Annotated in this window: 24 protein-coding genes; 12 read left to right on the top strand and 12 right to left on the bottom strand. The window is 38.5% G+C overall.

Annotation, left to right across the window (positions count from 1 at the left end):
* Nucleotides 1-18: 18 nt before the first annotated feature.
* The 3 genes from BLV99_RS09585 to BLV99_RS09575 form a co-directional block, all read right to left on the bottom strand.
* On the bottom strand, nucleotides 19-966 hold the full coding sequence (locus tag BLV99_RS09585; RefSeq protein WP_092690042.1) for a YagK/YfjJ domain-containing protein: 948 nt from the start codon (nucleotides 964-966) through the stop codon (nucleotides 19-21).
* A 396-nt stretch (nucleotides 967-1362) separates the two neighbouring features.
* Nucleotides 1363-2589 (bottom strand): hypothetical protein, encoded by a 1227-nt coding sequence (locus tag BLV99_RS09580; protein WP_092690039.1) that lies wholly within the window; start codon nucleotides 2587-2589, stop codon nucleotides 1363-1365.
* 218 nt (nucleotides 2590-2807) lie between these two features.
* Nucleotides 2808-3689 carry a hypothetical protein gene (locus BLV99_RS09575; protein ID WP_092690037.1) on the bottom strand — a complete coding sequence of 294 codons (882 nt, stop codon included), beginning with the start codon at nucleotides 3687-3689 and terminating at the stop codon, nucleotides 2808-2810.
* 127 nt (nucleotides 3690-3816) lie between these two features.
* Between BLV99_RS09575 and BLV99_RS09570 the strand changes: the two genes are divergently transcribed.
* On the top strand, nucleotides 3817-4092 hold the full coding sequence (locus BLV99_RS09570; RefSeq protein ID WP_092690034.1) for a pyocin activator PrtN family protein: 276 nt from the start codon (nucleotides 3817-3819) through the stop codon (nucleotides 4090-4092).
* Here the strand turns inward: BLV99_RS09570 and BLV99_RS09565 are convergent.
* Nucleotides 4076-5224 carry a site-specific integrase gene (locus BLV99_RS09565; RefSeq protein ID WP_092690031.1) on the bottom strand — a complete coding sequence of 383 codons (1149 nt, stop codon included), beginning with the start codon at nucleotides 5222-5224 and terminating at the stop codon, nucleotides 4076-4078. The two genes, BLV99_RS09570 and BLV99_RS09565, sit on opposite strands and share 17 nt — an antisense overlap.
* A 133-nt stretch (nucleotides 5225-5357) precedes the next feature.
* On the opposite strand from BLV99_RS09565, the gene dusA reads away from it, so the two are divergent.
* Entirely contained in the window at nucleotides 5358-6389 is a 1032-nt protein-coding gene (dusA, locus tag BLV99_RS09560) for a tRNA dihydrouridine(20/20a) synthase DusA (RefSeq protein ID WP_092690028.1), read from the top strand.
* A 123-nt stretch (nucleotides 6390-6512) separates the two neighbouring features.
* Here dusA and BLV99_RS09555 read toward each other — a convergent pair whose 3' ends face one another.
* Nucleotides 6513-6890, bottom strand: coding sequence for a cytochrome b562 (locus BLV99_RS09555; RefSeq protein ID WP_086185828.1), 378 nt, complete (start codon nucleotides 6888-6890; stop codon nucleotides 6513-6515).
* 154 nt (nucleotides 6891-7044) lie between these two features.
* Nucleotides 7045-8310: a bifunctional phosphopantothenoylcysteine decarboxylase/phosphopantothenate--cysteine ligase CoaBC gene (gene coaBC, locus BLV99_RS09550; protein ID WP_092690239.1), complete on the bottom strand. Its 1266-nt coding sequence runs from the start codon at nucleotides 8308-8310 to the stop codon at nucleotides 7045-7047.
* A gap of 113 nt (nucleotides 8311-8423) precedes the next feature.
* Between coaBC and radC the strand changes: the two genes are divergently transcribed.
* The gene (gene radC / locus BLV99_RS09545) at nucleotides 8424-9119 is read left to right on the top strand and encodes a RadC family protein (RefSeq protein WP_086185827.1); all 696 of its coding nucleotides are present in this window, start codon (nucleotides 8424-8426) and stop codon (nucleotides 9117-9119) included.
* A 128-nt stretch (nucleotides 9120-9247) separates the two neighbouring features.
* A complete protein-coding gene (locus tag BLV99_RS09540) occupies nucleotides 9248-10102 on the top strand; it encodes a bestrophin family protein (protein ID WP_244516301.1) in 855 nt (284 codons plus the stop codon).
* A gap of 109 nt (nucleotides 10103-10211) precedes the next feature.
* Here BLV99_RS09540 and BLV99_RS09535 read toward each other — a convergent pair whose 3' ends face one another.
* Nucleotides 10212-11063, bottom strand: coding sequence for a PHP domain-containing protein (locus BLV99_RS09535; RefSeq protein WP_092690022.1), 852 nt, complete (start codon nucleotides 11061-11063; stop codon nucleotides 10212-10214).
* Between the two features lie 45 nt (nucleotides 11064-11108).
* Here BLV99_RS09535 and BLV99_RS09530 point away from each other — a divergent pair, with 45 nt between their 5' ends.
* The 4 genes from BLV99_RS09530 to mnmC1 are packed head-to-tail and all read left to right on the top strand — an operon-like array spanning nucleotide 11109 to nucleotide 14527.
* Complete coding sequence (locus BLV99_RS09530) at nucleotides 11109-11723, top strand: inner membrane-spanning protein YciB (RefSeq protein ID WP_004650287.1); 615 nt, start codon at nucleotides 11109-11111, stop codon at nucleotides 11721-11723.
* A 27-nt stretch (nucleotides 11724-11750) separates the two neighbouring features.
* A complete protein-coding gene (locus BLV99_RS09525; RefSeq protein WP_074947397.1) occupies nucleotides 11751-12053 on the top strand; it encodes a YciI family protein in 303 nt (100 codons plus the stop codon).
* A 4-nt stretch (nucleotides 12054-12057) separates the two neighbouring features.
* A complete protein-coding gene (locus BLV99_RS09520; protein ID WP_092690019.1) occupies nucleotides 12058-12567 on the top strand; it encodes an SH3 domain-containing protein in 510 nt (169 codons plus the stop codon).
* Between the two features lie 40 nt (nucleotides 12568-12607).
* The gene (gene mnmC1, locus BLV99_RS09515; protein WP_092690016.1) at nucleotides 12608-14527 is read left to right on the top strand and encodes an FAD-dependent 5-carboxymethylaminomethyl-2-thiouridine(34) oxidoreductase MnmC1; all 1920 of its coding nucleotides are present in this window, start codon (nucleotides 12608-12610) and stop codon (nucleotides 14525-14527) included.
* Nucleotides 14528-14618: 91 nt separating this feature from the next.
* Here mnmC1 and BLV99_RS09510 read toward each other — a convergent pair whose 3' ends face one another.
* Complete coding sequence (locus BLV99_RS09510) at nucleotides 14619-14933, bottom strand: rhodanese-like domain-containing protein (RefSeq protein WP_074947394.1); 315 nt, start codon at nucleotides 14931-14933, stop codon at nucleotides 14619-14621.
* Nucleotides 14934-15024: 91 nt separating this feature from the next.
* Here BLV99_RS09510 and BLV99_RS09505 point away from each other — a divergent pair, with 91 nt between their 5' ends.
* Together BLV99_RS09505 and BLV99_RS09500 are read left to right on the top strand one after the other, a co-directional pair.
* On the top strand, nucleotides 15025-15513 hold the full coding sequence (locus BLV99_RS09505; RefSeq protein WP_004650293.1) for a YajQ family cyclic di-GMP-binding protein: 489 nt from the start codon (nucleotides 15025-15027) through the stop codon (nucleotides 15511-15513).
* A gap of 32 nt (nucleotides 15514-15545) precedes the next feature.
* Entirely contained in the window at nucleotides 15546-16046 is a 501-nt protein-coding gene (locus BLV99_RS09500) for a DUF4442 domain-containing protein (protein ID WP_092690013.1), read from the top strand.
* Between the two features lie 95 nt (nucleotides 16047-16141).
* On the opposite strand, the gene BLV99_RS09495 is transcribed toward BLV99_RS09500, so the two are convergent.
* Genes BLV99_RS09495 through BLV99_RS09485 form a run of 3 tightly spaced genes read right to left on the bottom strand, consistent with a single transcriptional unit; the run spans nucleotide 16142 to nucleotide 17903 of the window.
* On the bottom strand, nucleotides 16142-16513 hold the full coding sequence (locus tag BLV99_RS09495) for an acyl-CoA thioesterase (RefSeq protein ID WP_425283549.1): 372 nt from the start codon (nucleotides 16511-16513) through the stop codon (nucleotides 16142-16144).
* A gap of 55 nt (nucleotides 16514-16568) precedes the next feature.
* On the bottom strand, nucleotides 16569-17006 hold the full coding sequence (gene trxC / locus BLV99_RS09490) for a thioredoxin TrxC (protein ID WP_092690010.1): 438 nt from the start codon (nucleotides 17004-17006) through the stop codon (nucleotides 16569-16571).
* The gene (locus tag BLV99_RS09485; RefSeq protein ID WP_086166226.1) at nucleotides 17007-17903 is read right to left on the bottom strand and encodes an alpha/beta hydrolase; all 897 of its coding nucleotides are present in this window, start codon (nucleotides 17901-17903) and stop codon (nucleotides 17007-17009) included.
* 125 nt (nucleotides 17904-18028) lie between these two features.
* On the opposite strand from BLV99_RS09485, the gene BLV99_RS09480 reads away from it, so the two are divergent.
* The gene (locus BLV99_RS09480) at nucleotides 18029-18364 is read left to right on the top strand and encodes a protein tyrosine phosphatase family protein (RefSeq protein WP_092690007.1); all 336 of its coding nucleotides are present in this window, start codon (nucleotides 18029-18031) and stop codon (nucleotides 18362-18364) included.
* Nucleotides 18357-18782 carry a protein tyrosine phosphatase family protein gene (locus BLV99_RS09475; RefSeq protein ID WP_092690005.1) on the top strand — a complete coding sequence of 142 codons (426 nt, stop codon included), beginning with the start codon at nucleotides 18357-18359 and terminating at the stop codon, nucleotides 18780-18782. The genes BLV99_RS09480 and BLV99_RS09475 overlap by 8 nt, the downstream gene beginning before the upstream one ends.
* A gap of 192 nt (nucleotides 18783-18974) precedes the next feature.
* On the opposite strand, the gene BLV99_RS09470 is transcribed toward BLV99_RS09475, so the two are convergent.
* Entirely contained in the window at nucleotides 18975-21188 is a 2214-nt protein-coding gene (locus BLV99_RS09470; RefSeq protein WP_092690001.1) for an Ig-like domain-containing protein, read from the bottom strand.
* Nucleotides 21189-21807: the final 619 nt, after the last annotated feature.

Below are 21807 nucleotides of genomic sequence, written 5' to 3'. Positions count from 1 at the left end.
TAACCCTAGTTTTATAAACTAGAAGCAATAGTCCAAACCTCTACGCCAGCACACTTCATACTGACTAATCCCAAATGTCTTCATCTTAGGAGATGTTTTGGCACGTAAACGTTGATCTACTTTGTTAGGATTCACCAAATACATACCTGCTCGAATAGCATTCGCCACTTGTTTTGGTTGATTTCTATGAATCATTCCTATACCAAGTAAACCATTGACCTCAAACTTTTCTTTATTCTCTTTTCGGTTACAGTTGTAATAGCTCCCGTGGTTATTGGTAATGCATTGTTGCCAGTACTTCCCTACTTCCTCTCCTAACCATTCATCGCCGTCACGCATATTGCCATCATAAATAAGCAATAAATGGCAGTGGTAGCCCTTCTTTGCTCCTTGCTCGAATGCCCAAACACACCCTTGTAAATGACGAAAGTAGGTATCTTTGTTCGACATTCTATTCCGTAGTATTTCCAAAGCCCTATGAAAGTCTTCAACATCCCAATTCACTTGATACTCTTGATTTATTCCCACATCTACTCGTACAAAAAGCAGCCTTGAATAATGCTTGAGCATTTTGTTCAAATAGCGTTCTAATTCAATTTGATTTTTTCGTTCCTGATATCTAAATTGATGAATATCTTGAACAGCACTTTTCATTTCATATTGAATCATGCCTTGAATATGAAAGATATGGTTGACTTCAAACCGTAGAATATCTTCATAAATATGAAAATCTAGTTTTTCCATAATGTAATCCACAAGGATCATCACTCGTTTGAAAACATTGATAATTCTAGAGTAGCTAAGATCAAATCTATAAATCTGCTTAAACAATACTACTGCTTCTAATAATTCTCGTTTGAACTCATCATGATCATCAATAAATTGCTCATGAGTGATACTAATTAAAAAATCTTCGATTGAAATAAGAATGAAGGATTCATTGGTTAATGGAATATTTTGGTACATTTAGGTTCTCACTGAAGCATAAGGTTCATATCTAAGTGAGGAATATTTTTTTTTACTGATCTTTATTCTAATCAGGATGTTGGGGTCATCCTGCTCAGCTGAATATGCTCATAGACTTTGGAACATACTATAGGGTTAATTCAGATTGTTTTTAACTCATTGTAAGTTATACGTTGTCTATAGCCCATTACAGAGTATGGGCTATTGAACTAAGTAACTTATTGTACTCACTCAACTAGATAAGATATTGTTTATATTATTAATATATTGCTTAAGATTAATAATATAATTTACCTGTTAAGCAAGTCATTCTGATCTATCCATTGCACCGTAGCCCCATACAGCAAGAACGACCAAAATATGGGAATGTTGCAGAAGCTAAACTTACGCCAATGTCTATTTTTTAGACTGACTTCCTCTAAACACTCTGAACATACGTTTCCCCCCAACTCGTAACTCAGACCCCACCTCAGATTGTTCCTCAGAAATAATCGCTATAAATTTAAGGTAAAGCTGAAGCTCAAACGGACAGTAATAAAATTCAGACAGTACAATATAAGAAATAGCATGCTCACAAATGAGTTTTTTCATACTTTGATTATTTTTTCCGACCCCTAAAAATAGGGGATTCAATTTTTTATGTGACCGTGCAACTGACAGCTGAACTGCTTCAAATCTTATCGCATCTGTTCCTGTAAATTGATAAGCAACTTTCTCTCTGATTTTATTAAAATAAATATTTTCCCAATAATAACTGATATCCTCAATCCATTCGTCTACTTCAATGCCAATATCAGGAACAATAAACATAATTCTGAAGCACAAATTATTATTCTCTGCTAAATTCCAAAAACCCATATATCCTGAAATCTGAGCGAGCTGTCTGTATCCCCTTATCGAATTCATGAAGTCTTTTTTTAGATTGATGAAAGTATCATCAATTAATTTCTGCTGACCATGGATAAGAAACTCAATGACAAAAATAAAGCTTTTAGCACTCACGCTCGTTACATCATTAAAATACTCACAATATTCATGAAATTTTTTGATTGCCTTATTTTCATCATTTTTTCTCTTTGTAAATTCTTCATGTCCTCTAAACTTTTCTAAAAACTCATTTAGATATGCAATATTTTCAACTGACATTTCGCTGAATTTTGACGGGAAAAAGTTTGCATCTAATACATTAAATTCAACGGGTTTATTTTTTTCATTCAAGGTGGGGCGCAATTGTTCGCGTAAACTCACTAATTTTTCATTTTTTATATGTAGATCTAGTACATCGTAATACAGCTCAACTCTAGGTGTCGACTCAAAGCAATTTACCTTACGATTCACACCGTAAATGATCACTTCGTGCGTATCTTTCAGACCAAAATCATAAGTAAAAAATTCAAAGGGGTAAAATTTATATGCATAAACAGGAAAATAAAATTTATTCCAAGTCACTAAAAAATATTTCCCTCTGATTTTATCCAGGGATCTGATAAACAGAATTAATTCCAGTAAAATTCTCAGATCCAGCTTGTCTCTTCGTTTCAGAAAACCGATCCGATCCAGGTCAATCTCGAGATTTATAAAAATATTTTTTATTATCTTATCACTGAAATAAACTAAAGACATTGAAATACCTAGATTTTAACTATTTTAAAAGACTAAATTTGTAGACTAATTTAGCTAAATTATAGGCTTTAATACCAATAACTATAAGTTTATTAATCAATATATTGTAATTCATTTTCTGGTTAGTACTGTATCAAAATATTAGATACATCCTGTGTTGAATGGATAATGATTTTATTCAAAATGTGTTTTCTATAAATGCAATATTAAATAATTTTTCAGAATAGAATTTCCTGTAATAGCTCAGGCTGATTTCTCAACTCATGTATAATAGTCTCAGCAATGTATCCACCACTGTAAGGCATTTTATAACCGAATTTCTCCATCTTCTCAGACAGGTCTTTAGCCTTGAGTATCTGATTCAGATTCTTAAGTTCCAACTGCAATTTTTCTATTTTTTTAGCTCTTGAAGCTGTTGCTGCTATTCTTCGTATATCTTCCAACTCAATATTGGCTACCTTCTCTAACTTCTTCCCTTGCTCCAACGTCCTGAGCTTTTCTTGCTTAAGGACCAGTTCAGACTTAAGCCATTGAACATCGTAAATCTCAAAGGCTTTGACTAAATCTTTAAGAATAAAATGAACTGCCTGATTCAAATTATCCCATTTACCACGCTTTGCTACTTGCTCCCTTAAGATGCGATATAGAATTTCCCTCCTTGGATATAAATGTTTTGCATAACGAGCTTTAACAGCAAGGATTGCCTTTGCACTTCGGGCAAGTTTATTATTTTGAATAAATTCCAACCCACCTAATACCTGTACGTAAGCAATTAAAATATCTGAATATTGTCTTTGAAAAATCCGGGGAGATAAGCGGTTCGCCTCGAGCCTTAGCATATTAATTTGCATTAAAAGCTGAGCAATCTGACATGGCTTAAAAGGTATGAGAAAAGTATCTCCCATCATTTCCATAAGGGAAGTTAACTGCTCACTAACTGGAAAATCATTCTGCTGCATTCGTTTTATGATTTTTTCAAAATGATCTGTATATAGTGAATTTTCAAGTTTAGTTAGTACATTACAGTGATAGTAATAACAAAAATTAAGCCATATATCTTGCTCAAGCAGCTCTAAATCTGATATTTTTTTTACATTCATAAACTATTAAAATACAAATATTTAGATAGCATAATACTATTATATTTTTTAACAGAAGTATTACCCTATTTTTATTATTATCCTGGACCTAAACTGAATCTATCAAGATAGTTGTTAGATTCTAATCATGAATATTGCTTTTAAAATTTCTACATCCGAGTACTTATTTATGAAATATCGCTCTATGACCGTAGAACTGATGACTATAGTTTCCGACTATTATCCTCATCTGAGCAAAGCCGAAGCTTTAAGAAAAGCAAACAATCAAGAATTCCCATTCTCTATATTTAAAATAGATAAAAGTAAACGTGCACCATTTCTAGTACACGTTCAAGACTTAGCTGATGTTTTGGATACTGAATACTCAAAAGCATCTAAGGATTTTGCTACGTTTCATCGATGAGGCTTAGTACCTCTTCTAACTGTATAATATTCCTTCTCGCTTTAACTGACACATAGCGCTGCAAACTGCTCCAAGAATCATGCAGACTTACTTTCTGAATTTCTGGGATGGTAAAGCTCTGTTCTGCTAGTCGAGTACAACCATCGTGCCTCAAGTCATGAAAGCGTAAATCATCAATACCCAATATTTTACAAGCCTCTCTAAACTCTTTACCTATACTCTTAGGATTTAAAGGCAATAACAATTCACTATCATGCCCAAGCTTGAGCATGCGGCTACGTACCTCATGAATCATTAAACGCTCAATTAATGCTTTACAAGGCTCTAAAACTTCAAATATTTTATGATTACCTTTAGAGCCATTTGGATTTTTTAGATCATGCACTTTCCATGTTGAGTGATGTGAATCATAGTCTCGAAGAAATAAACGTGTTAACTCAGCCTCTCGCCTACAAGAAAAAATAGCAAACCACATAATCAAATGCATTGGGTACTTAGAGCCATAACGGTTTAGCGTCCATCGTTCCGTAAAATACTTCGTCAATGCAATCAACTCATCTTTTGAAGGAAGTCGATCTCTCTTTTGACTAGATGATATTTGACGTGTTTTTCTCAACTGAGCAGTAGCCTTGTCAAAGCCATTTAAATCAATATCCATTTCCCACATAACAGCAGCATGAGAAAGTACACCACGGATATGTAATAGTTCATGTTGTTGCGTACTAGTCGCGATAGGTTCCAGTTTGAGATGAGGAACTCCTCCCTTTCTCAAAGCAACATGCTCAGCCAAATGTACTGATTTTATTTTTGTGATAATATTGCGCGCGATTGGCAGCTTCTTGATTAGGAGCAGAGAATAGCGTTTCGTCCTTCCATACTCGCTCCCGACCTCATCCAAATATTTATCTATGGCATCTGATAAAGTCAGATCAATGAGTTGCTCTTTGCCAAGTAAAATATCAGGATTCTCTTGAATTTCGACTTCTCGTTTCTTAATCCAGTTTTCAGCCATCTTTTTTGAAAGAAAAGTTTTACTGTCAGAAAAAATAGGAAAGCCCTTTCGATTGATTCGAATCGCAGCACGATAGTTAACCTTACCATCTGCGCCTTTTCTTGCTGTAATTGACCCCATAATTTACACCACAACCTATTTTTTTGATTATGGTGTAAAATTGGGTGTAAATGCAAACAGATTAACCCACCTAAACATAGGTTCACACAGATTCGCGCAGGTTGCGAAATAAAGATTAAAGGTATGATTTTTAATGACTATTAATGAAAACATTGAAAACACTCAATCTCCACGAATCAGTGTAGCCCCGATGATGGATTGGACCACGCGTGACTATCGCTTTTTTGCCCGTTTGTTTAATCCAAATATTATGATGTATACCGAAATGGTGACTACGGGTGCCATTTTATTTGGCGGTGCAGAACGTCATTTAGACTACAACCATGAAGAACATCCTATTGTGCTGCAATTGGGCGGTTCAAATCCCAAAGACTTAGCCACTTGTAGCAAAATGGCGCAAGATTGGGGCTATGATGAAATCAACCTCAATGTGGGCTGCCCAAGTGACCGCGTACAAAACAATAAAATTGGTGCCTGTTTAATGGCTGAACCTGATTTGGTTGCCGAGTGTATTGCCGAAATGCGCAATGCAGTCGATATCCCTGTCACAGTAAAACATCGTATTGGTATTGATGACCTACAATCTTATGAAGAGATGCTGCATTTTGTCGACACTGTAGCCAAAACAGGGTGTGATAATTTTATCGTGCATGCGCGTATTGCATTACTACAAGGTTTATCGCCAAAAGAAAACCGCGATGTTCCCCCTTTACGTTATGAAGATGTCTATCGATTAAAGCAGGATCGTCCAAATTTAATCATTGAAATTAACGGTGGAGTCAAAACTTTTGCCGAAACTCAGCAACATTTACAACATGTCGATGGCGTGATGATTGGTCGCGAAGCCTATCACAACCCCTATCTATTGGCAGAAATTGGCCAACTATGGAACTTAGATGCACCAAATCGTTTTGATATTATGGCGCAAATGATGCCGTATATTGCCAAACGTATGGAACAAGGTGCACCGCTTTCAATTATCACCCGTCATATTTTAGGTTTGTTCCAAAACTTGCCTGGTGCGCGTAAATGGCGTCAGGCTTTAAGTGGTGGTAATGCCAAAAGCTTAAAAGATGTAGAAACCGCGTTAATTAATATTCAAGAAGCCATGCAACGTACTGAAGACTATTTAAAAGAAAAGCAGGATGATCTAGCTGCAAATTAATGACACAAAACTCTCACCATAAGCAATGCCAGTCTATTGCTGAATAGACTGGCATTTTTTTGAATTTTGATGCTTAAGCCCGATTTTTAACATACATTCTCGGCACAATGAATGTGCATAAAATCATTGCTGGTTATAAATCGCATGTCCTTGTGCCTTAACCGCAGCAATTTTTTTGCCTTGCACTTTGGCTTGATCTAATTTACCTGCTTGAACCAACATTCTGGTTTTATCAATTTCTAGCACCAATTGATCATATAAAACATCTGACGTTGGTGCTTTTGCATCACTGGTTTTTAATTTGATTTTTTTTGCATCTAAAGCAGCCACTTTCATATTATCCAGTGCTTTCAGCGCATCGTTCTGATTATCTGTCTTGTTAAACACTTGAAAGTTTTTTGCTAAAGTATCCATATTCTGTCCAAGCTTGCCGGCAAAACTCAAGCTACTAAATGACAAAGCAATAGAAACGACAACGGTGGCTAATGTTTTTTTGATCATGATCATGTCCTTGTAAAGATCCATTTAAAAACTGTGGCTATTATTGTGGCTGTTGAATGATGCTAAAAATTTGTATTTTAAGCATTAAACATAGTGTAAGTAACTTAAAAAATGCAACGAATTCGTTGCATTTTAATCAATGAACTCAACTTTTTTAAACGGGCTCTATTTCATGCCACAATGCATCATGAATCGCTTCCACCAGCTGCTGCGCAATTTCTTGTTTTGAGGCTTTCTCTAAATCACGTTTTTCTAACTGATATTCATCTGCAAAAAATACCGTCATGGCATTTTCATCAGAAGCAAAACCAATATCAGCACGAGATACGTCATTGCAGGCAATCATATCAAGTTTCTTTGCCACCAATTTACCTGCGGCATATTCTTCGACATTGCGTGTTTCAGCAGCAAAACCCACCATAAATGGACGTTTTTGTTGCCCAGCAATAGTTGCAACAATATCTGGATTTTTGATGAGTGAAACATTCAGTTCATCACCTGCTTTTTTAATTTTATGTTCAGCAACTTCTGCCACGCGATAATCTGCCACAGCGGCTGTTGCAATAAAAATATCGCAACCTTCATCAAGCATCTGCATACTCAAATCTAGCATTTGTACCGCAGATGAAACATTAAGACGGCGCACACCATTCGGGGTATCTAAGCTGACAGGGCCTGCAATAAGTGTGACTTTCGCACCCGCAGCATAACAAGCAGCTGCCAAGGCAAAGCCCATTTTCCCCGTACTATGATTTGAAATATAACGCACGGGGTCAATTGCTTCACGCGTTGGCCCCGCAGTAATCACCACATGCTTGCCGGCCAGCAGACCAAATTTTTCCGCAATCGCGCGCTGCGCTCGGTGGAAATACTGTGTGACCTGATAAGCTAAATCTTCAGGCTCAGGCATACGCCCTAAACCCACATCACCGCAAGCTTGTGAACCTGCATCGGGCATAATCACATGCACACCATCTTCAACCAACGTATTTAAATTACGCTGTGTTGCTTTAGCGGCCCACATTTGTTGATTCATGGCGGGTGCGACCCAAACTGGTGACTTGGTTGCAAGATATAGTGTGCTTAATAAGTCATCTGCTAAACCTGTGGCAAATTTGGCCAAGGTGTCACAACTTGCAGGGGCAACCAATAATAAATCTGCCCAACGCGCCAGCTCAATATGCCCCATGCCCGCTTCGGCTTCGGGATTGAGTAATTCAGTGTGCACTGGATTTCCCGATAAGGCTTGGAAAGTTAAGGGTGTAATAAAAGCTTGTGCACCCTGTGTCATCACTACGCGGACATTGAAACCTGCATCTTTTAAGCGACGGACTAAAATGGCACTTTTATATGCCGCGATACCACCCGTTACAGCCAATACAATATTTTTATTTGGAATTACACTCAAATCGAAGCTCACAAACAAGCTACCTTCCTGTTGCAGTGGCGCTCACAATATCATTAAATAAAGGCATACCCAAGTCACCGACTGGGCTTAATCACCCTTACTAAGAATAAAAAAGTCTAAAAACAATGAATTTATCGATTAAACATTGGCCTGAACAAGAACGTCCACGTGAACGTCTCATTCAACAAGGGGCCAGCAGCCTATCTGATGCAGAATTGCTTGCCATCTTTTTACGCTCGGGTTCCAAGCAACATTCAGCAGTGCAACTTGCACGCATCATGTTGCAACATTATGGCGGATTAAATCCTATTTTTGATGCTACGCTTGAGGATTTAAGCCAGTTCCACGGTATTGGTGCCACTAAATATGCACAGCTGATGGCAGTCAAAGAACTGGGACGACGTTATATCGCACAGCATTTAAAACAAGAAAAAATTGAATTGAGTAATTCGAAAACGTTATTGGATTTTTTGAAATTTGAATTGCTCGGTGAAAGCCAAGAGGTATTTGCAGTACTGTGCTTAGATGCACATTTAAGAAAAATAAGCTTTAAAAAAATGTTCTATGGTTCAGTGAATTCCTGTGAAATTTCGATTAATCAACTATTCCGCTATGCCATCAACCAGCATGCCAGTAGCATCGTCATTGCACATAATCATCCCTTTGGTCTGGCGCAACCCTCAAATGCCGATATTGCATTAACCCAACGCATTATTCATGCCAGTCATTTATTAGAGATCCATTTAATGGATCATTGTATTATTTCAGCTGAAGGGACTTTCTCATTTGCCGAACATAAACTACTGCATCAGCCTGAATAAGATTGTAACCAATATTGACAAAAAGCTGAGTAACATTGAAGATCAGTAAAAATTTTGATGATCCTCATAACATGATTGTGCGTGACCAACCGAGTATATTTAGGCTGTTATTTTCTTGGCGTGGAACGATTCTTCCCAAGGTTTTACCACCTTTAGGTGTAGTCATGCTCATTTCCGCTGTGATTGGTGGATTATCCTATATTGGTTATTTTCATTTTCCAGAATTCCCCTTGGTTGGCTTCACCTTAATTGGTGTGGTTTTATCTATTTTTCTGGGCTTTAAAAATACCGCTTGTTATGACCGCTGGTGGGAAGCACGTAAACTTTGGGGCATGCTAATCGCCACTGCACGGCATTTTGACCGTGACTGCCGTATACTGACTCAAGGACGGCGTGAACGTATCGTTCAACATGTGATTGTCTTTGCAAACGTATTACGTGATCGCTTGCGACATCAAACCGCAAATCCACTGGCATTGGTTGAAACCAGTGGTATGAGTCAGCAAGCATTAACTCAGCTTTATCAACAAGCCAATGCCCCACAGTACACCTTGAGTTTGATTCACTGGGAATTAATGCAGGCGCTGAAAGAGGGTGAAATTTCCGATATTATTTATACCCAAATGAACCAACATGTGGCTGAACTGAGTCTGGTACAAACGGGCTGTGACCGTATTGCAACCACCCCATTGCCCTTTGCTTATTCGGTGTTACTCAATCGTACCGTCTATTTTTTCTGTTTTATGCTGCCCTTTAGTTTAGGCTCGACGCTGGGTTTAGCCACTCCTTTACTGGTCGGTATTTTGGCTTATACCTTTTTAGGTTTAGATGCTTTAAGTTCAGAAATTGAAGAGCCTTTTGGTACGCAAAGTAATGACCTACCTTTAGATGCAATGGTACGAACCATTGAAATTGAATTACTCGGGACTTTAGGCAAACCAACACCGCCACCGATTCAGGCACAAGATCATAATTTGCTTTAATTTATTCCCTCTCCCTTGCGAAGCTGTGCTTCTCATCTCCTATAAGGAGAGGAAACTCCTTCTCTTGCGCCATATCTGGCTCAGGGAGAAGGTTGGGATGAGGGAATAACTAAACAAAACTCTCCCAAATTCCCACTTGCCCTTCTTTAAGCCGTGGAATATTTCCCAAGCGAATCCACGGCATATGATCGCCATGAAAATCACTACCCACAGAAACTTTTAAGCCATGCTCAGCAACCATTCGATCCACCATTTGACGGGTCGAAGCAGGCTCAATTGCAGGTGGCAACTCAACGGCATCGCCACCAAATTGGGCAAAAATTTCAATCAAATAGCGAATATTAGTGGCCGATAGGTCATATTTCGTGGGATGTGCCAATACAGCATATCCTGCACTGGCATGAATGACCTGAATAGTTTCCGCTAAACCTAAACCATCAAATTTCACATAGGCTTTTTTGCCTTCCTTAATATATTTATCAAAAGCCTGTTGAGGGCGGCTGACAATGCCTTTTTCCACTAAGGTTTTAGCAATATGCGTTCGGGTAATGCGGTCTGCAATCCCATCCACTTTGGCAATCACATCGGCATAAATGTCCTGACCAATCAGCGGAGTAAGTAGGTCACAAATTTGTTTGGCACGAATGGATCGAATTTGTTTTTGTTGTTCCAGTAAAAGCAGCAAAGGTTCTGGATGCTGCATATTTAAGGCAACAATATGCACACCGTAACTTTTTTGCGTTGCTGGACGTGACCATTGACTGGAAATCTCTACACCAGAAATGATCCGCAAGGGTAAATCTTGTGCGATTGCTTCAGCCTGTTTTAAGCCGTCCATGGTGTCGTGGTCAGTCAGCGCAAGGGTATGAATACCTTTTTCAATGGCTGCATGCACAAGTTGTTCTGGAGACAAAGTTCCATCAGAAATATTACTGTGTGTATGTAAATCTACGCCTTGCATCACTTATACTATGTCATTTATTTGATCAGATTTAGATACTCTAACATGAAAGCACTTTTAGACTTTGTGCCACTCATTATTTTCTTTTATTTATATAAAACCGTTGATCCCAAAGATACTGAGCATCCCCTGCTACAATTGATTGGTTCCGCAGGCGGTATAGATAATAATAATATTTTGGTTGCAACCTCTGGCCTCATTATTTCTATGCTTGTGGTATATGGCGCCCTCTTTGTGATACAAAAATTCCGTCTAGATAAACAACAATGGATTGTGTTGTTTATGACCGTGGTTTTTGGTGGTATTACCTTAATACTCAGCGATGATTTTTATATTCGTTTGAAAGCCGCGCTATTAAATATTGTCTTCGCAGCGGCATTTTTACTTTCACCTTATTTTATGAAAGATAAGAAACCGCTGATTCAACGCTTATTTGGTCCCATTTTCAATTTAACCGAAAAAGGCTGGAAAAATTTAAACTTTGCTTGGGCAGCCATGTTCGCATTGATGTCTTGCTTACATATTTTCTTCGCTTTTTTATTTGCAGGTGGAAAATATTGGGGTGAATTCACCGCATTTGGTGACATGATTGTGATGTTTTCCTTTATCATTATTCAGTTTATTGTCTTGCGTAAACATTTTAAGTCGCCTGAAGAATAATTTAGGTCAACTGATCGAGAAAAGAATATGCCTTTATTCGTCGTAAGCTGTACTGATCATGAAGGTACAGTTGAAAAACGCCTTGCTACACGCCCACAACATATTGCACGTCTACAAAAATTAAATGACGAAGGTCGTTTAATTGTGGCGGGTGCCATGCCAAAAGACCCAAGCAATCCACAAGCTGGATTTTATGGCAGTACCATTATTGTTGACTTTGAAACGCGTGAAGCACTGGATACATGGTTGCAAGAAGAGCCTTTCTTAAAAGAAGGCGTATACAGTCATATTGATGTGAAACCTTTTAATAAAGCTTTCCCTCAAGGATAAAATCATGCGTGTTGTTGTCCCAAGTTTATTGGGTTTAGCTTTAATTTGTTCTACGGCATGGGCAATTGAACCCGCTCCTGCTCCGACACCTGTTGTTACTCCTGCTGTTCAAGCAACGACTGCAACACCATCATCACAGACTTTGCCTGCCAATAAACCCGGTATTATGCCTGCGGTTGCCACAATGAATCCCAATGGTCTACCGCAAGAAGCAAAGCCTTTAACGGCAGAACAACTTGCAAAAAATAAAGCATTGCAGGATGCTAATGTGAAGGCTTTAATTAAAGATCAAGCAACACGTTTGCAACAATTGGAAAAAGCCAATTTAGATGCCTTGTCGCAAAACCAAGAGCTACAACTGAAAAATGATAGCTTGGCTGTACAAGTCCAAGTTTTACAAAGTGAACGTAGCGCACAAATGTTTTTATACGGTGCTGCAACCATTGCAGTAGGTGTGCTATTGGGTTTCTTGGTTGCAAGCTATGTGTATACCAAACGTCGTCGGCAGTGGTAAGTCATCACTTTCTATTTTTGTTTTAAAGGTTGCTTAGGTCTTGTCGAGTGCAATTCAAACCGCTGATCTAGATTGGCAATGCGTTGATGGCATTGATATGCCCGTTTCCAAACAGTTTGGGCAGGCATATTTTTCTAGCGCTCATGCCTTGCTCGAAGCACAACATGTCTTCCTCAATGGCAATGACCTCACCACACGTTTAACAAAATTAGCTGATTTTGAATATTTCTGTGTCGGTGAAACGGCTTTTGGTACAGGGCTAAATGCTTTAACTTTATGGCAAATGTGGCAGCAATTACGCCCAAATAATCACAGCCATCTGCACTTGATCAGTGTAGAAAAACACCCACTGACCAAAGCTGATTTTATTCGTGCTGCAAATGTCTGGCCAGAGCTGCAACCTTTAGCGCAACAACTGATTCAACAATATCCTTTGCCCATCGCCGGCTGTCATAGACTTGATTTCCCAGCAGAACGCTTTTCAATTGATTTATGGCTTGGCGATGTTAATGAGGTTTTACCTGTCATCGTCAAAACCAAAGCCGTCGATGCATGGTTTCTCAACAGTTTTTTATCTTCACAGTATCCTGATATCTGGAAAAAAAATGTTTTAAGTCAAATCGTCAGACTGTCTAATAATGGAACAACCTTTGCCTCTTGCAGTGTTACAGACAGTTTAATCGAAGGTCTTCGTGAGCATGACATTTCGGTTTCTTGCCCATCTGCTTTTAACAATCAATATCCAATGCTTAAAGCAATTTGGAATCGTGCAAAATCGGAAAATCACGACCTGATCACGACAACAACTCAACCACAACGCCAATTCAATGCAGCAGATTCATTTCAACAACGTGAAATTGCGATCATTGGCGCGGGAATAGCCGGTTTAAGCTGTGCCTATGCCTTTGCTAGTCGTGGTCATCAAGTGACGATTTACGATCAATCAGCGCCACTGGCTGGCGCATCGGGTAATCCGCTGGCATTGCTCAATCCCCGACTCGGACGAATTGAGCACAGTGCGCAGCATTTAGTCACTTTGGCATGGCAATATGCCATGCCACATTATCAAAAATTTAAAGCTTTTCGCCCCATTCACGTCAGTCAACTGGCACTCAAAGCTGACGATGATTTACTTGAGCTCGCGACACAATATCCACAAGGCATCTTTGCCACGAAAAAAGAAAATATTAGCGATCTTGAAACAGCATATCCCAGCCTCAAACTGTTACGTGCAGGAACAATTTCACCACAGCTCTTACGTGATCAAATTTTAGAACATGCTTTAATTCAATTTCAGCATGCAGAAGTCAGCGAATTAAGAAAACTATCAGATTCAAATCAAAAATCAAAAATTCAAGTCATCGACATCAAGCAACAATGTTTGGGGGAATTTGATCATGTGATGGTTTGCGCGGCAATGAATAGTCAAAAATTTTCGCAGCAACTGCCGCAGCTTAAACCCAATCGTGGGCAAGTCAGTTGGCTGAATAATGCCAACTATCCGTTAAAACCTGATCAGGCCTATAGTTACGGTGGCTATTGCATGCAATTAGACGAACAACATCTAATTTTAGGAGCTTCTTTTTATCCAGATCGAGAAGATGAAGAAGCCTTAGCCGAAGACCATCTGCATAACTATGCACTTATACACAGTGTATTTCCAGATTATGCACAATCCTTAGCCCCAATCGAAACGTGGCAAGGTCGTGCATCAGTACGCACGCAAAGTCCTGATTATTTTCCACTGCTTGGGAAAATTCAGCCCGATGCTGAAATTTATACTTTTACCGCTTTAGGCTCTAAAGGTTTCTTATTTGCACCACTGTGTAGCGAAGTATTGGTCGCCCAAGTTTTAGCGGAAGCTTGCCCGCTAAGCTCATATTGGGTTAACAAACTCAATCCACAGCGCTTCATTAAAAAAGTGAAACCGAAAAAACCCTATTATCAGAAACCAAGTTAACCACCTTTTTGCCAGAAGCAAAAAAAATCCCGCTTTCAAAAACGGGGAATTAATTTTTAACCATTAAAAAAGCGCCTTACGGCGCTTTTTCTTAAGCGCCCTGTTCTAAAGGGAAACCTGCATCACGTGCAGCACGAGTGCCACCCATCAATACAACATACTCACGTGAGCTATCGAAGCTTTCTAACTTTTCAGCAGCACGTGGTGCTTTACTACCACCACCACATAAAATGTAAATGGGCTGATCCGACTCCACTTGAGTTAAGCTCACTGCACCCAAGTCATCAATGGGCTGATTTACAGCACCTTTAACATGACCTTCAGCGAAAGCTTTTGTATCACGAACATCCCAGATAATGGCATTCTCTGGGAACTCAAATGTTGTAATTTCTTGTTTACGGATCATTGTGCACTCCTTTGATGTAAACAACACTTGGCAAATGAAGAAAACATCCCTAGCATCTCAGATATTCTTTCCCTTTGTAAAGGTCTAAACCATGCCTTCTTTCGATATTGTCTCTGAATTAGAAATTTTTGAAGTAAATCATGCCGTTCAAAACACGCAAAAAGAAATTGCGACCCGTTTTGACTTCCGCGGTCAAGATGTTTCTATTGAATTAAGTGAAAAAAATAAAGAAATCAAAATCAGCGCTGAAAGTGATTTCCAATGTGAGCAAGTGTATAGCATGCTGGAAAATCACTTCTTTAAACGTAAAGTTGATATTCAAGCTCTTGATCCGCAAAAAATGACCGCTTCAGGTAAAAACGTCATTCAAGTGATTAAACTTAAAGATGGCCTTGACTCAGATACTGCAAAAAAAATTAATAAAGCCATTAAAGAAAGTGGTGTGAAAGTGCAATCATCTATTCAAGGTGACAAAATTCGTGTGACAGATAAAAAGCGCGATACTTTGCAACAAACCATGGCGTTCTTAAAAGAACAGCAATTTGGTGTACCTTTACAATTTAATAATTTCAAAGATTAATGCATTGATGCAATAAAAATTCGAGGAACTTCATGACAGCGACCAATCGTTTATCAAAACTGGTAAAAGCAACCGCTAAATTACCCAAAGGAATCCGCAGTACGCTGTGGAGCAAAGCGTTTGGTCGTATTGTACCGATGGTGGGGAGCGCAAATATTCGCTACCTCGAAGTGAGCCATGCAAAAGTGGTGGTGAAAATCGAAAACCATCGTGCCATGCAAAACCATATTGGACAAGTTCATGCTTGTGCGATGGCACTGCTTGCGGAAACAGCAACAGGCTTTGTGACTGGAATGAATGTTCCTGACTCTTGTATTGTGTTAATTAAAAGTTTAAAGGTCGATTTTAAACGCCCATCTAAAGGCGCAATGACCGCAGTCGCCACATTAACAGATGAGCAGCAGAAGTTAATGCAGACATCTGAAAAAGGTGAAACCCTCGTTTCTGTGGTCGTCACAGATGAAACCAATCAAGAACCGATTCAATGTGAAATGCTTTGGGCTTGGGTGGCTAAATCACAGTTAAAAAAATGATGGCTTCAAAATCATGTTAGGTGATGCTCAAAATTAATCCATAAAAAACCCCAATCATGATTGGGGTTTTTTATGGATTAATTAATTTGGCCAAGTTACTTCGCTAACTGTGATGCTAAATATTTTTGTTTTACATCCTCTGGAATTTGACGCTTACCACCTTTTACATCAACAGCAACAAAAGTAAATACCCCTTCCGTCACACGAATCGGCTCACGTGAGCTGTCATGGCTATCCCACACTTCAATTTGCATTTGAATGGAGGTATTACCCACTTTTAAAATTTTGGTGTAGCAACTGATCACATCGCCGACTTTGACAGGAACCAAAAAAGTCATTTGATTAATCGAAATCGTAGCGCAACGTCCTTTACTAAAACGCTCTGCATGAATTGCACCGGCCAAATCCATTTGTGAAACAATCCACCCACCAAAGACATCGCCACTCCAGTTGGTATCGGCTGGCATCGCAATGGTTTGCAGGGAAAGCGTTCCCTCTGGTTTTACATGAGTATCTGACACATTAGCTTCCTGTTTTGGCATTTAAGTGTTGATCTAGCCACTGTTGTAGCTCTGTAGATCGTAACGCACCACTTATTCTAGCAATTTCACTGGTTTTATTCATTAAAACTAAGGTGGGAATACTACGCACATTAAACGCACTACTGAGTCGAGGTGATTCTTCAGTGTTAATTTTCGCAAAGATCACTTTCGGATTTTGTGCAGCAACTTGTGCAAAATACGGTGCCATCATCTTACAAGGGCCACACCATTCTGCCCATAAATCAATAAAAACAGGCAAATCGCTATTGGCGATGAAATGACTAAAATTTTGCTCATTTAACTCAATCGGTGCCAATGGAATAAGGGCTTGATGACATTGACCACAGCTTGGATTTACTTCTAGCTTATCTTCAGGCACTCGGTTTTTTGCACTACACGAAGGACAGACAATAATCATTTAATTCACTCCAATATGTTGATGTAAAAATTCTAATTGGGTTGATATCGCTTTTTCAAACCATTGACCATGATAAATATCAAAATGTTGCATATCCCACTCATGATATTGCACAAAAGGTGCAATATTGGTTGCCGTCTCACGACTGGATTCAATTGGAATCAAACTATCTTGTTTCGAAGCAATAAAGAGTACAGGAACACTAATATTACGAGCATCCTGAATTGGACGATAGCGAATTAAATTGAAAAAGACCCGTGCTGGAATCTCACCACTCCAAAAATAATCTGGATTTACAATCGATAAATATCCATCATAACTGTCTGCTGTCGGCATAAAACATAAGCCAGTTTTATCCACCACAGCTAAGGTTTTAGGCGACATACCGACTTTCGCCCCCATATAATCCTGACTGGATATTTTTAATGCTTTCGGTAATTGCTGTAAAGAATAAAGCTTGGCACTTTCGGTTCCATCAACAAAAGGCACTTGAACCATGATCGCTTGAACATTTTTCAATTCCGCAGCCAAATTCAAAGCATAGCCCCCACTTAACGAGGTTCCCCAAAGTACGATACGTCGGGTATCAATCGATTTTCGCTCTAATATATGCGCAATCATGGTTCGCCAATCTTCTAATTGCGACGTCAGCGATACCAATTCTCGTGGACGACCTGTACTCCCCCCCCAATAACGATAATCAAACAGCACCACGGCATAACCTGCTTGAGCAAAACGCTTGGCATATTGAACCAATTTAAACTGGCGTAAAGCAGCTAAACCATGTGCCATAATAATGACAGCGGGCTTATTTTCAGTTTTTGGACGGTAAAAATCTGCAGCAATCACTTCTTGCCCACTTTTTACATACAGCGGTTCAACTGTATAGGAATGCATACGCGCTCCATTGCTTTATTTTATGGTTGTAATCGTTTATAAAAAATTTTAACAGCTTAAACTCGAGTTTAAGCTTAATGCTATCATAAAGCATAAATCTATTTAGCGAATTATGGAGTGATAAAATGAGTGAAAATGTCGGCTTTGCAGGTCAAATTAGCCCAGAACACGTAGCACAAGTTGTTGAGAAAGGTTTTAAATCGATTATTAACAATCGTCCAGATATGGAAGGTGGCCCAGAACAACCGACCAGTGCTCAAATTGAAGAGTCTGCACGCAATGCTGGTTTAGATTATGTCTATCAACCTGTTGTTGCTGGTCAAATTACTGAAGTTGATGTACGTACATTTGCGAATCATTTTAATGAACTTCCTAAACCTATCTTGATGTTCTGCCGTACAGGCAACCGTTCAAATAATTTATACCAGCTTGCCAAACAAATGGATTTATTAGATGACTAAACGCGTTTTATCAACGCTTTTATATTGCTTGTGTTTGACCTACTCAGCTGATTTATTTGCTCAAAATGATATTTTAAGTAAAACTTTAAATGCACAAGTCAGTGTTGCGGGTCAAATGACAACAGATAAATTCCAACAACTGATTAAAGATGGTTTTAAATCGGTGATTGTCAACCGTCCTGATCAGGAACAAGGCAATACTGTTTCAGTGGCTCAATTGCGCCAAATTGCAGAACAGTCACAAGTCAGTGTAATTTACCAACCTATACTAAGCGGTAAAATTTCTCAAACAGACGTGATTGAATTTGCAAAATATTATAATGAGCTACCCAAACCAATCCTGATGGTCTGCCGCAGTGGCTCTCGCTCGAGCATATTATTTAATCAGGCTAAATCTCAAGGCTTGCTCAATGAATAAAATTTTAATTGTCTTCTTATGTCTGTTCACAATCAGCGGCTGTAGTTCTATGAATGTTAGACCTACAGTTGGCGTAAGTGTCGGGACTTCAATTTAAGGCATTGAATGTCATAAAAAACAGCGCCAAGGCGCTGTTTTTTATGACATAATTTTCTGCTAAGTTTGAAAAATCATATGGATTTTCTAGAAATCTTATTTGATATCAAGCCATGATGTAACAGTCTTACCGGCAGGTACATTCGAAATAATTTTAACATCATCCCCTTGAGTACATCCTTTAAGTCTAACTGTATAATCAACCACCCCATTTTCAACATTTTGGAATGATGCTGGAGTAAATAAAGGCATTGTATTCGGAACAGTTATATTCCCGCTTCGAATCTCGGCTTCACAAGATAAGTTTTTATACTCCACTTCAGGAGTGCCCGTAACAGTCGATGCAATATTACCTCTACTGCCCGTACCATTTGAACCGATTGCTACCACATAATCAATACTATTAATCGTTACGATTAAGCTAGTATTTGGTTCTGCTCCAGAAACTTTCAAGATTTTTTTAGTTGAATCCGTGGTGTCAACTTCAAGCTTAGCTTTTGGCTGAAAATCAGTGTTATCTTTTACTGCTACAGAAATAGTCGTACCTGAAGGCATTGGTACGGTTTTTTGATTATTTCCAAAGACTTGGAAACTAAAATTACCATTACCATTTGAAATTTTACCATTCCCCTCAAAACCGCTATTCCAAACAAATGTTGGAGTATCATGTGCAAATGAGAATACCAATTGTTGGCGTAGAACAGTACTTAGTCCACTATCACAAGTGTCTGGTATATTTGGCTGTGCAAAGCTAGAAATTGCACATTGCAATGCACCTAATGCTTTTTGATAAATAAACTCACCGGTATTATGCAGATTATCTTCATTATCATCACGGAAGAAATTACCTATATTATCGAGCAATGTATCGGTAGCCGAATATGAGTTATTCCCATCATTATCGGTATAGTCCTTATCCCCCTCTACAAAAGCTAAGACCGTTACGCGATTATCCAATGGTCGAGGACTTTGAGTCGTTAAAGTAACTGTACAAATACCCTGCACATTTGTTGCACAATTTGGATCAACCTTACCACCTTCAGATACAAAACTAATTACAGTACCTGTGGGCACAGCGTTCCCAACACGATCACGCAAACGTGCTGTGATAACTGCGGTATCACCATCAATGTCTGTTCTTAATGATTGCTTAGATACAGATAGACTCACACCGTTTTGAGTTACACGACCGGTCGAAATTTTCACATTCTTAGATAACGCAGATACATTCGGAGCTGAGACAAGCGTTGCTTTAATCTCTACAGGCCCTGGTAAACTGCCAGGATATAGATTAACAACAACTTTACCATTAGAATCACTTTTTACGATTCTTGGATCACGGTTACCTAAAGAAATAAAGTTTAAATCTGGTGGAGCATCAGTCAACTCTATACGAACTTCTTTATCCTTTGCAGGCGTACCATTCGCATAAAGCGTAAATTCAATTTGTCCTGAAGCAGCGGATCCACTACTTTTAATTCCCAAATCAATAGCTGAGGTTGTTGTATATACTAAAGAATCTGCCTTAATAGCTGCAATATTTACAATCACAGGCACAGTTGATGCACCATTAGTGGCCGCAGTAATTACAACTTGCCCCTCACAAAGCTCACCATTTGCTGCTATTGCTTTATAAGAAGTAATGACATCACCTTGATTAGACGATACAACAGTAGCTGGTTCAAATGTACCGCAACTGGCAGAGAAATTTACAGTAACATTATTTTGATTAGCTCCACTCTGGTTCTTTGTTTTTAACGTAATATTAGTAGAACCACCAGATTCAAGCGCTGTATTCGCAACACTTAAATTTGCTAATGTAATATTAAGTGATTGCAATGAAAATGGTGCTTCTTTTGCCGTGACAGTCTTACCATCATAATCTGCATTAGCTGAAATTTTATAAGCACCGTTTGTATTATTATTTTCTGGGGTAACAGAAATACTAGCTTCACCATCAGCATTGGTTAAAACAGCGCCATTAGAACTGCCAAAAATAACACCACCTGTAGCGGTAAAAGTCACTAATGCACCACTGATACCATGACCAGATTGATCAGTAACTTTTACTTTTGCTGTTACACCTTCCGATGTAATTATTTGAGTAACATTTCCATTTAAATCATTTAATTGAATAGTACTAATATTAACAGACTTTACTTCTTCGCCAGTGCTAGGATTTGTAGAAGAAGAATTGCCAGAACTAGAACCTTGATTATAATAACCTTCACTACCACCACCGCCACAGCTTGCCAACAAAACAGCTAAAGAAACTGCTGATAATTTTAAACCTAATTGTTTTTTGTCCATGGAAATCCCCAAAATCCTCATTAACTATTCGAGTGCGTTATAAATATTTATTGGGAGATATGTAAACATAGTTGCTGCTTTATGTAAATAAAAGCATGAAAAATGTTTAATAATGTTAGCTTAATTAACCCAAATCACAGATAAGGAATCTCCTTTAAAATAATGAAATCAAATATCATTAACTTTCTGACTATTCTCACCAAATCAGAAACTTTTTGGACTCTAAAAAACAGTTCTTATTCTTAAGAAAAATAAAAAATCATCCCCAAGTAGGATTCGGGTTAATTAAAAATTAGGAAGAATAAATATGTACGATATTATTATCAGTGCGATAAGAACAAGTAGGTGGATTACACAACCACTTTACACGGCAACATTAAAAGACCTAGAGAATTGAAATAAAACACATAAAGTTTCTGAAAAAGTTCATTTTATTAATGCAAAAATAGTTCAAGTAATCATTAATACTATCAAGGTAAAAATTTACTTCCCCCTAATATTTAACTTTTATTTCTTTTATTCCCCACATAAAAAAACACCCCAACGTTTAGGTTGGGGTGTTTTTAGGAATAATGAGCTGGCGATGACTTACTCTCACATGGGTAACCCCACACTACCA

It is taken from the genome of Acinetobacter kyonggiensis (assembly GCF_900107285.1).
GTDB lineage: Bacteria > Pseudomonadota > Gammaproteobacteria > Pseudomonadales > Moraxellaceae > Acinetobacter > Acinetobacter kyonggiensis.
Note: the sequence above shows the minus strand (reverse complement) of the source record. Positions and strands in the feature narration are given on the sequence as shown.

Excerpts from the sequence above, each read along its gene's own strand:
- BLV99_RS09585 (WP_092690042.1), bottom strand. The coding sequence starts at position 966 with ATGTACCAAAATATTCCATTAACCAATGAATCCTTCATTCTTATTTCA.
- BLV99_RS09580 (WP_092690039.1), bottom strand. The coding sequence starts at position 2,589 with ATGTCTTTAGTTTATTTCAGTGATAAGATAATAAAAAATATTTTTATA.
- BLV99_RS09575 (WP_092690037.1), bottom strand. The coding sequence starts at position 3,689 with ATGAATGTAAAAAAAATATCAGATTTAGAGCTGCTTGAGCAAGATATA.
- BLV99_RS09570 (WP_092690034.1), top strand. The coding sequence starts at position 3,817 with ATGAATATTGCTTTTAAAATTTCTACATCCGAGTACTTATTTATGAAA.
- BLV99_RS09565 (WP_092690031.1), bottom strand. The coding sequence starts at position 5,224 with ATGGGGTCAATTACAGCAAGAAAAGGCGCAGATGGTAAGGTTAACTAT.
- dusA (WP_092690028.1), top strand. The coding sequence starts at position 5,358 with ATGACTATTAATGAAAACATTGAAAACACTCAATCTCCACGAATCAGT.
- BLV99_RS09555 (WP_086185828.1), bottom strand. The coding sequence starts at position 6,890 with ATGATCAAAAAAACATTAGCCACCGTTGTCGTTTCTATTGCTTTGTCA.
- radC (WP_086185827.1), top strand. The coding sequence starts at position 8,424 with ATGAATTTATCGATTAAACATTGGCCTGAACAAGAACGTCCACGTGAA.
- BLV99_RS09535 (WP_092690022.1), bottom strand. The coding sequence starts at position 11,063 with ATGCAAGGCGTAGATTTACATACACACAGTAATATTTCTGATGGAACT.
- BLV99_RS09530 (WP_004650287.1), top strand. The coding sequence starts at position 11,109 with ATGAAAGCACTTTTAGACTTTGTGCCACTCATTATTTTCTTTTATTTA.
- BLV99_RS09525 (WP_074947397.1), top strand. The coding sequence starts at position 11,751 with ATGCCTTTATTCGTCGTAAGCTGTACTGATCATGAAGGTACAGTTGAA.
- BLV99_RS09520 (WP_092690019.1), top strand. The coding sequence starts at position 12,058 with ATGCGTGTTGTTGTCCCAAGTTTATTGGGTTTAGCTTTAATTTGTTCT.
- BLV99_RS09510 (WP_074947394.1), bottom strand. The coding sequence starts at position 14,933 with ATGATCCGTAAACAAGAAATTACAACATTTGAGTTCCCAGAGAATGCC.
- BLV99_RS09505 (WP_004650293.1), top strand. The coding sequence starts at position 15,025 with ATGCCTTCTTTCGATATTGTCTCTGAATTAGAAATTTTTGAAGTAAAT.
- BLV99_RS09500 (WP_092690013.1), top strand. The coding sequence starts at position 15,546 with ATGACAGCGACCAATCGTTTATCAAAACTGGTAAAAGCAACCGCTAAA.
- BLV99_RS09495 (WP_425283549.1), bottom strand. The coding sequence starts at position 16,513 with ATGCCAGCCGATACCAACTGGAGTGGCGATGTCTTTGGTGGGTGGATT.
- trxC (WP_092690010.1), bottom strand. The coding sequence starts at position 17,006 with ATGATTATTGTCTGTCCTTCGTGTAGTGCAAAAAACCGAGTGCCTGAA.
- BLV99_RS09485 (WP_086166226.1), bottom strand. The coding sequence starts at position 17,903 with ATGCATTCCTATACAGTTGAACCGCTGTATGTAAAAAGTGGGCAAGAA.
- BLV99_RS09480 (WP_092690007.1), top strand. The coding sequence starts at position 18,029 with ATGAGTGAAAATGTCGGCTTTGCAGGTCAAATTAGCCCAGAACACGTA.
- BLV99_RS09475 (WP_092690005.1), top strand. The coding sequence starts at position 18,357 with ATGACTAAACGCGTTTTATCAACGCTTTTATATTGCTTGTGTTTGACC.
- BLV99_RS09470 (WP_092690001.1), bottom strand. The coding sequence starts at position 21,188 with ATGGACAAAAAACAATTAGGTTTAAAATTATCAGCAGTTTCTTTAGCT.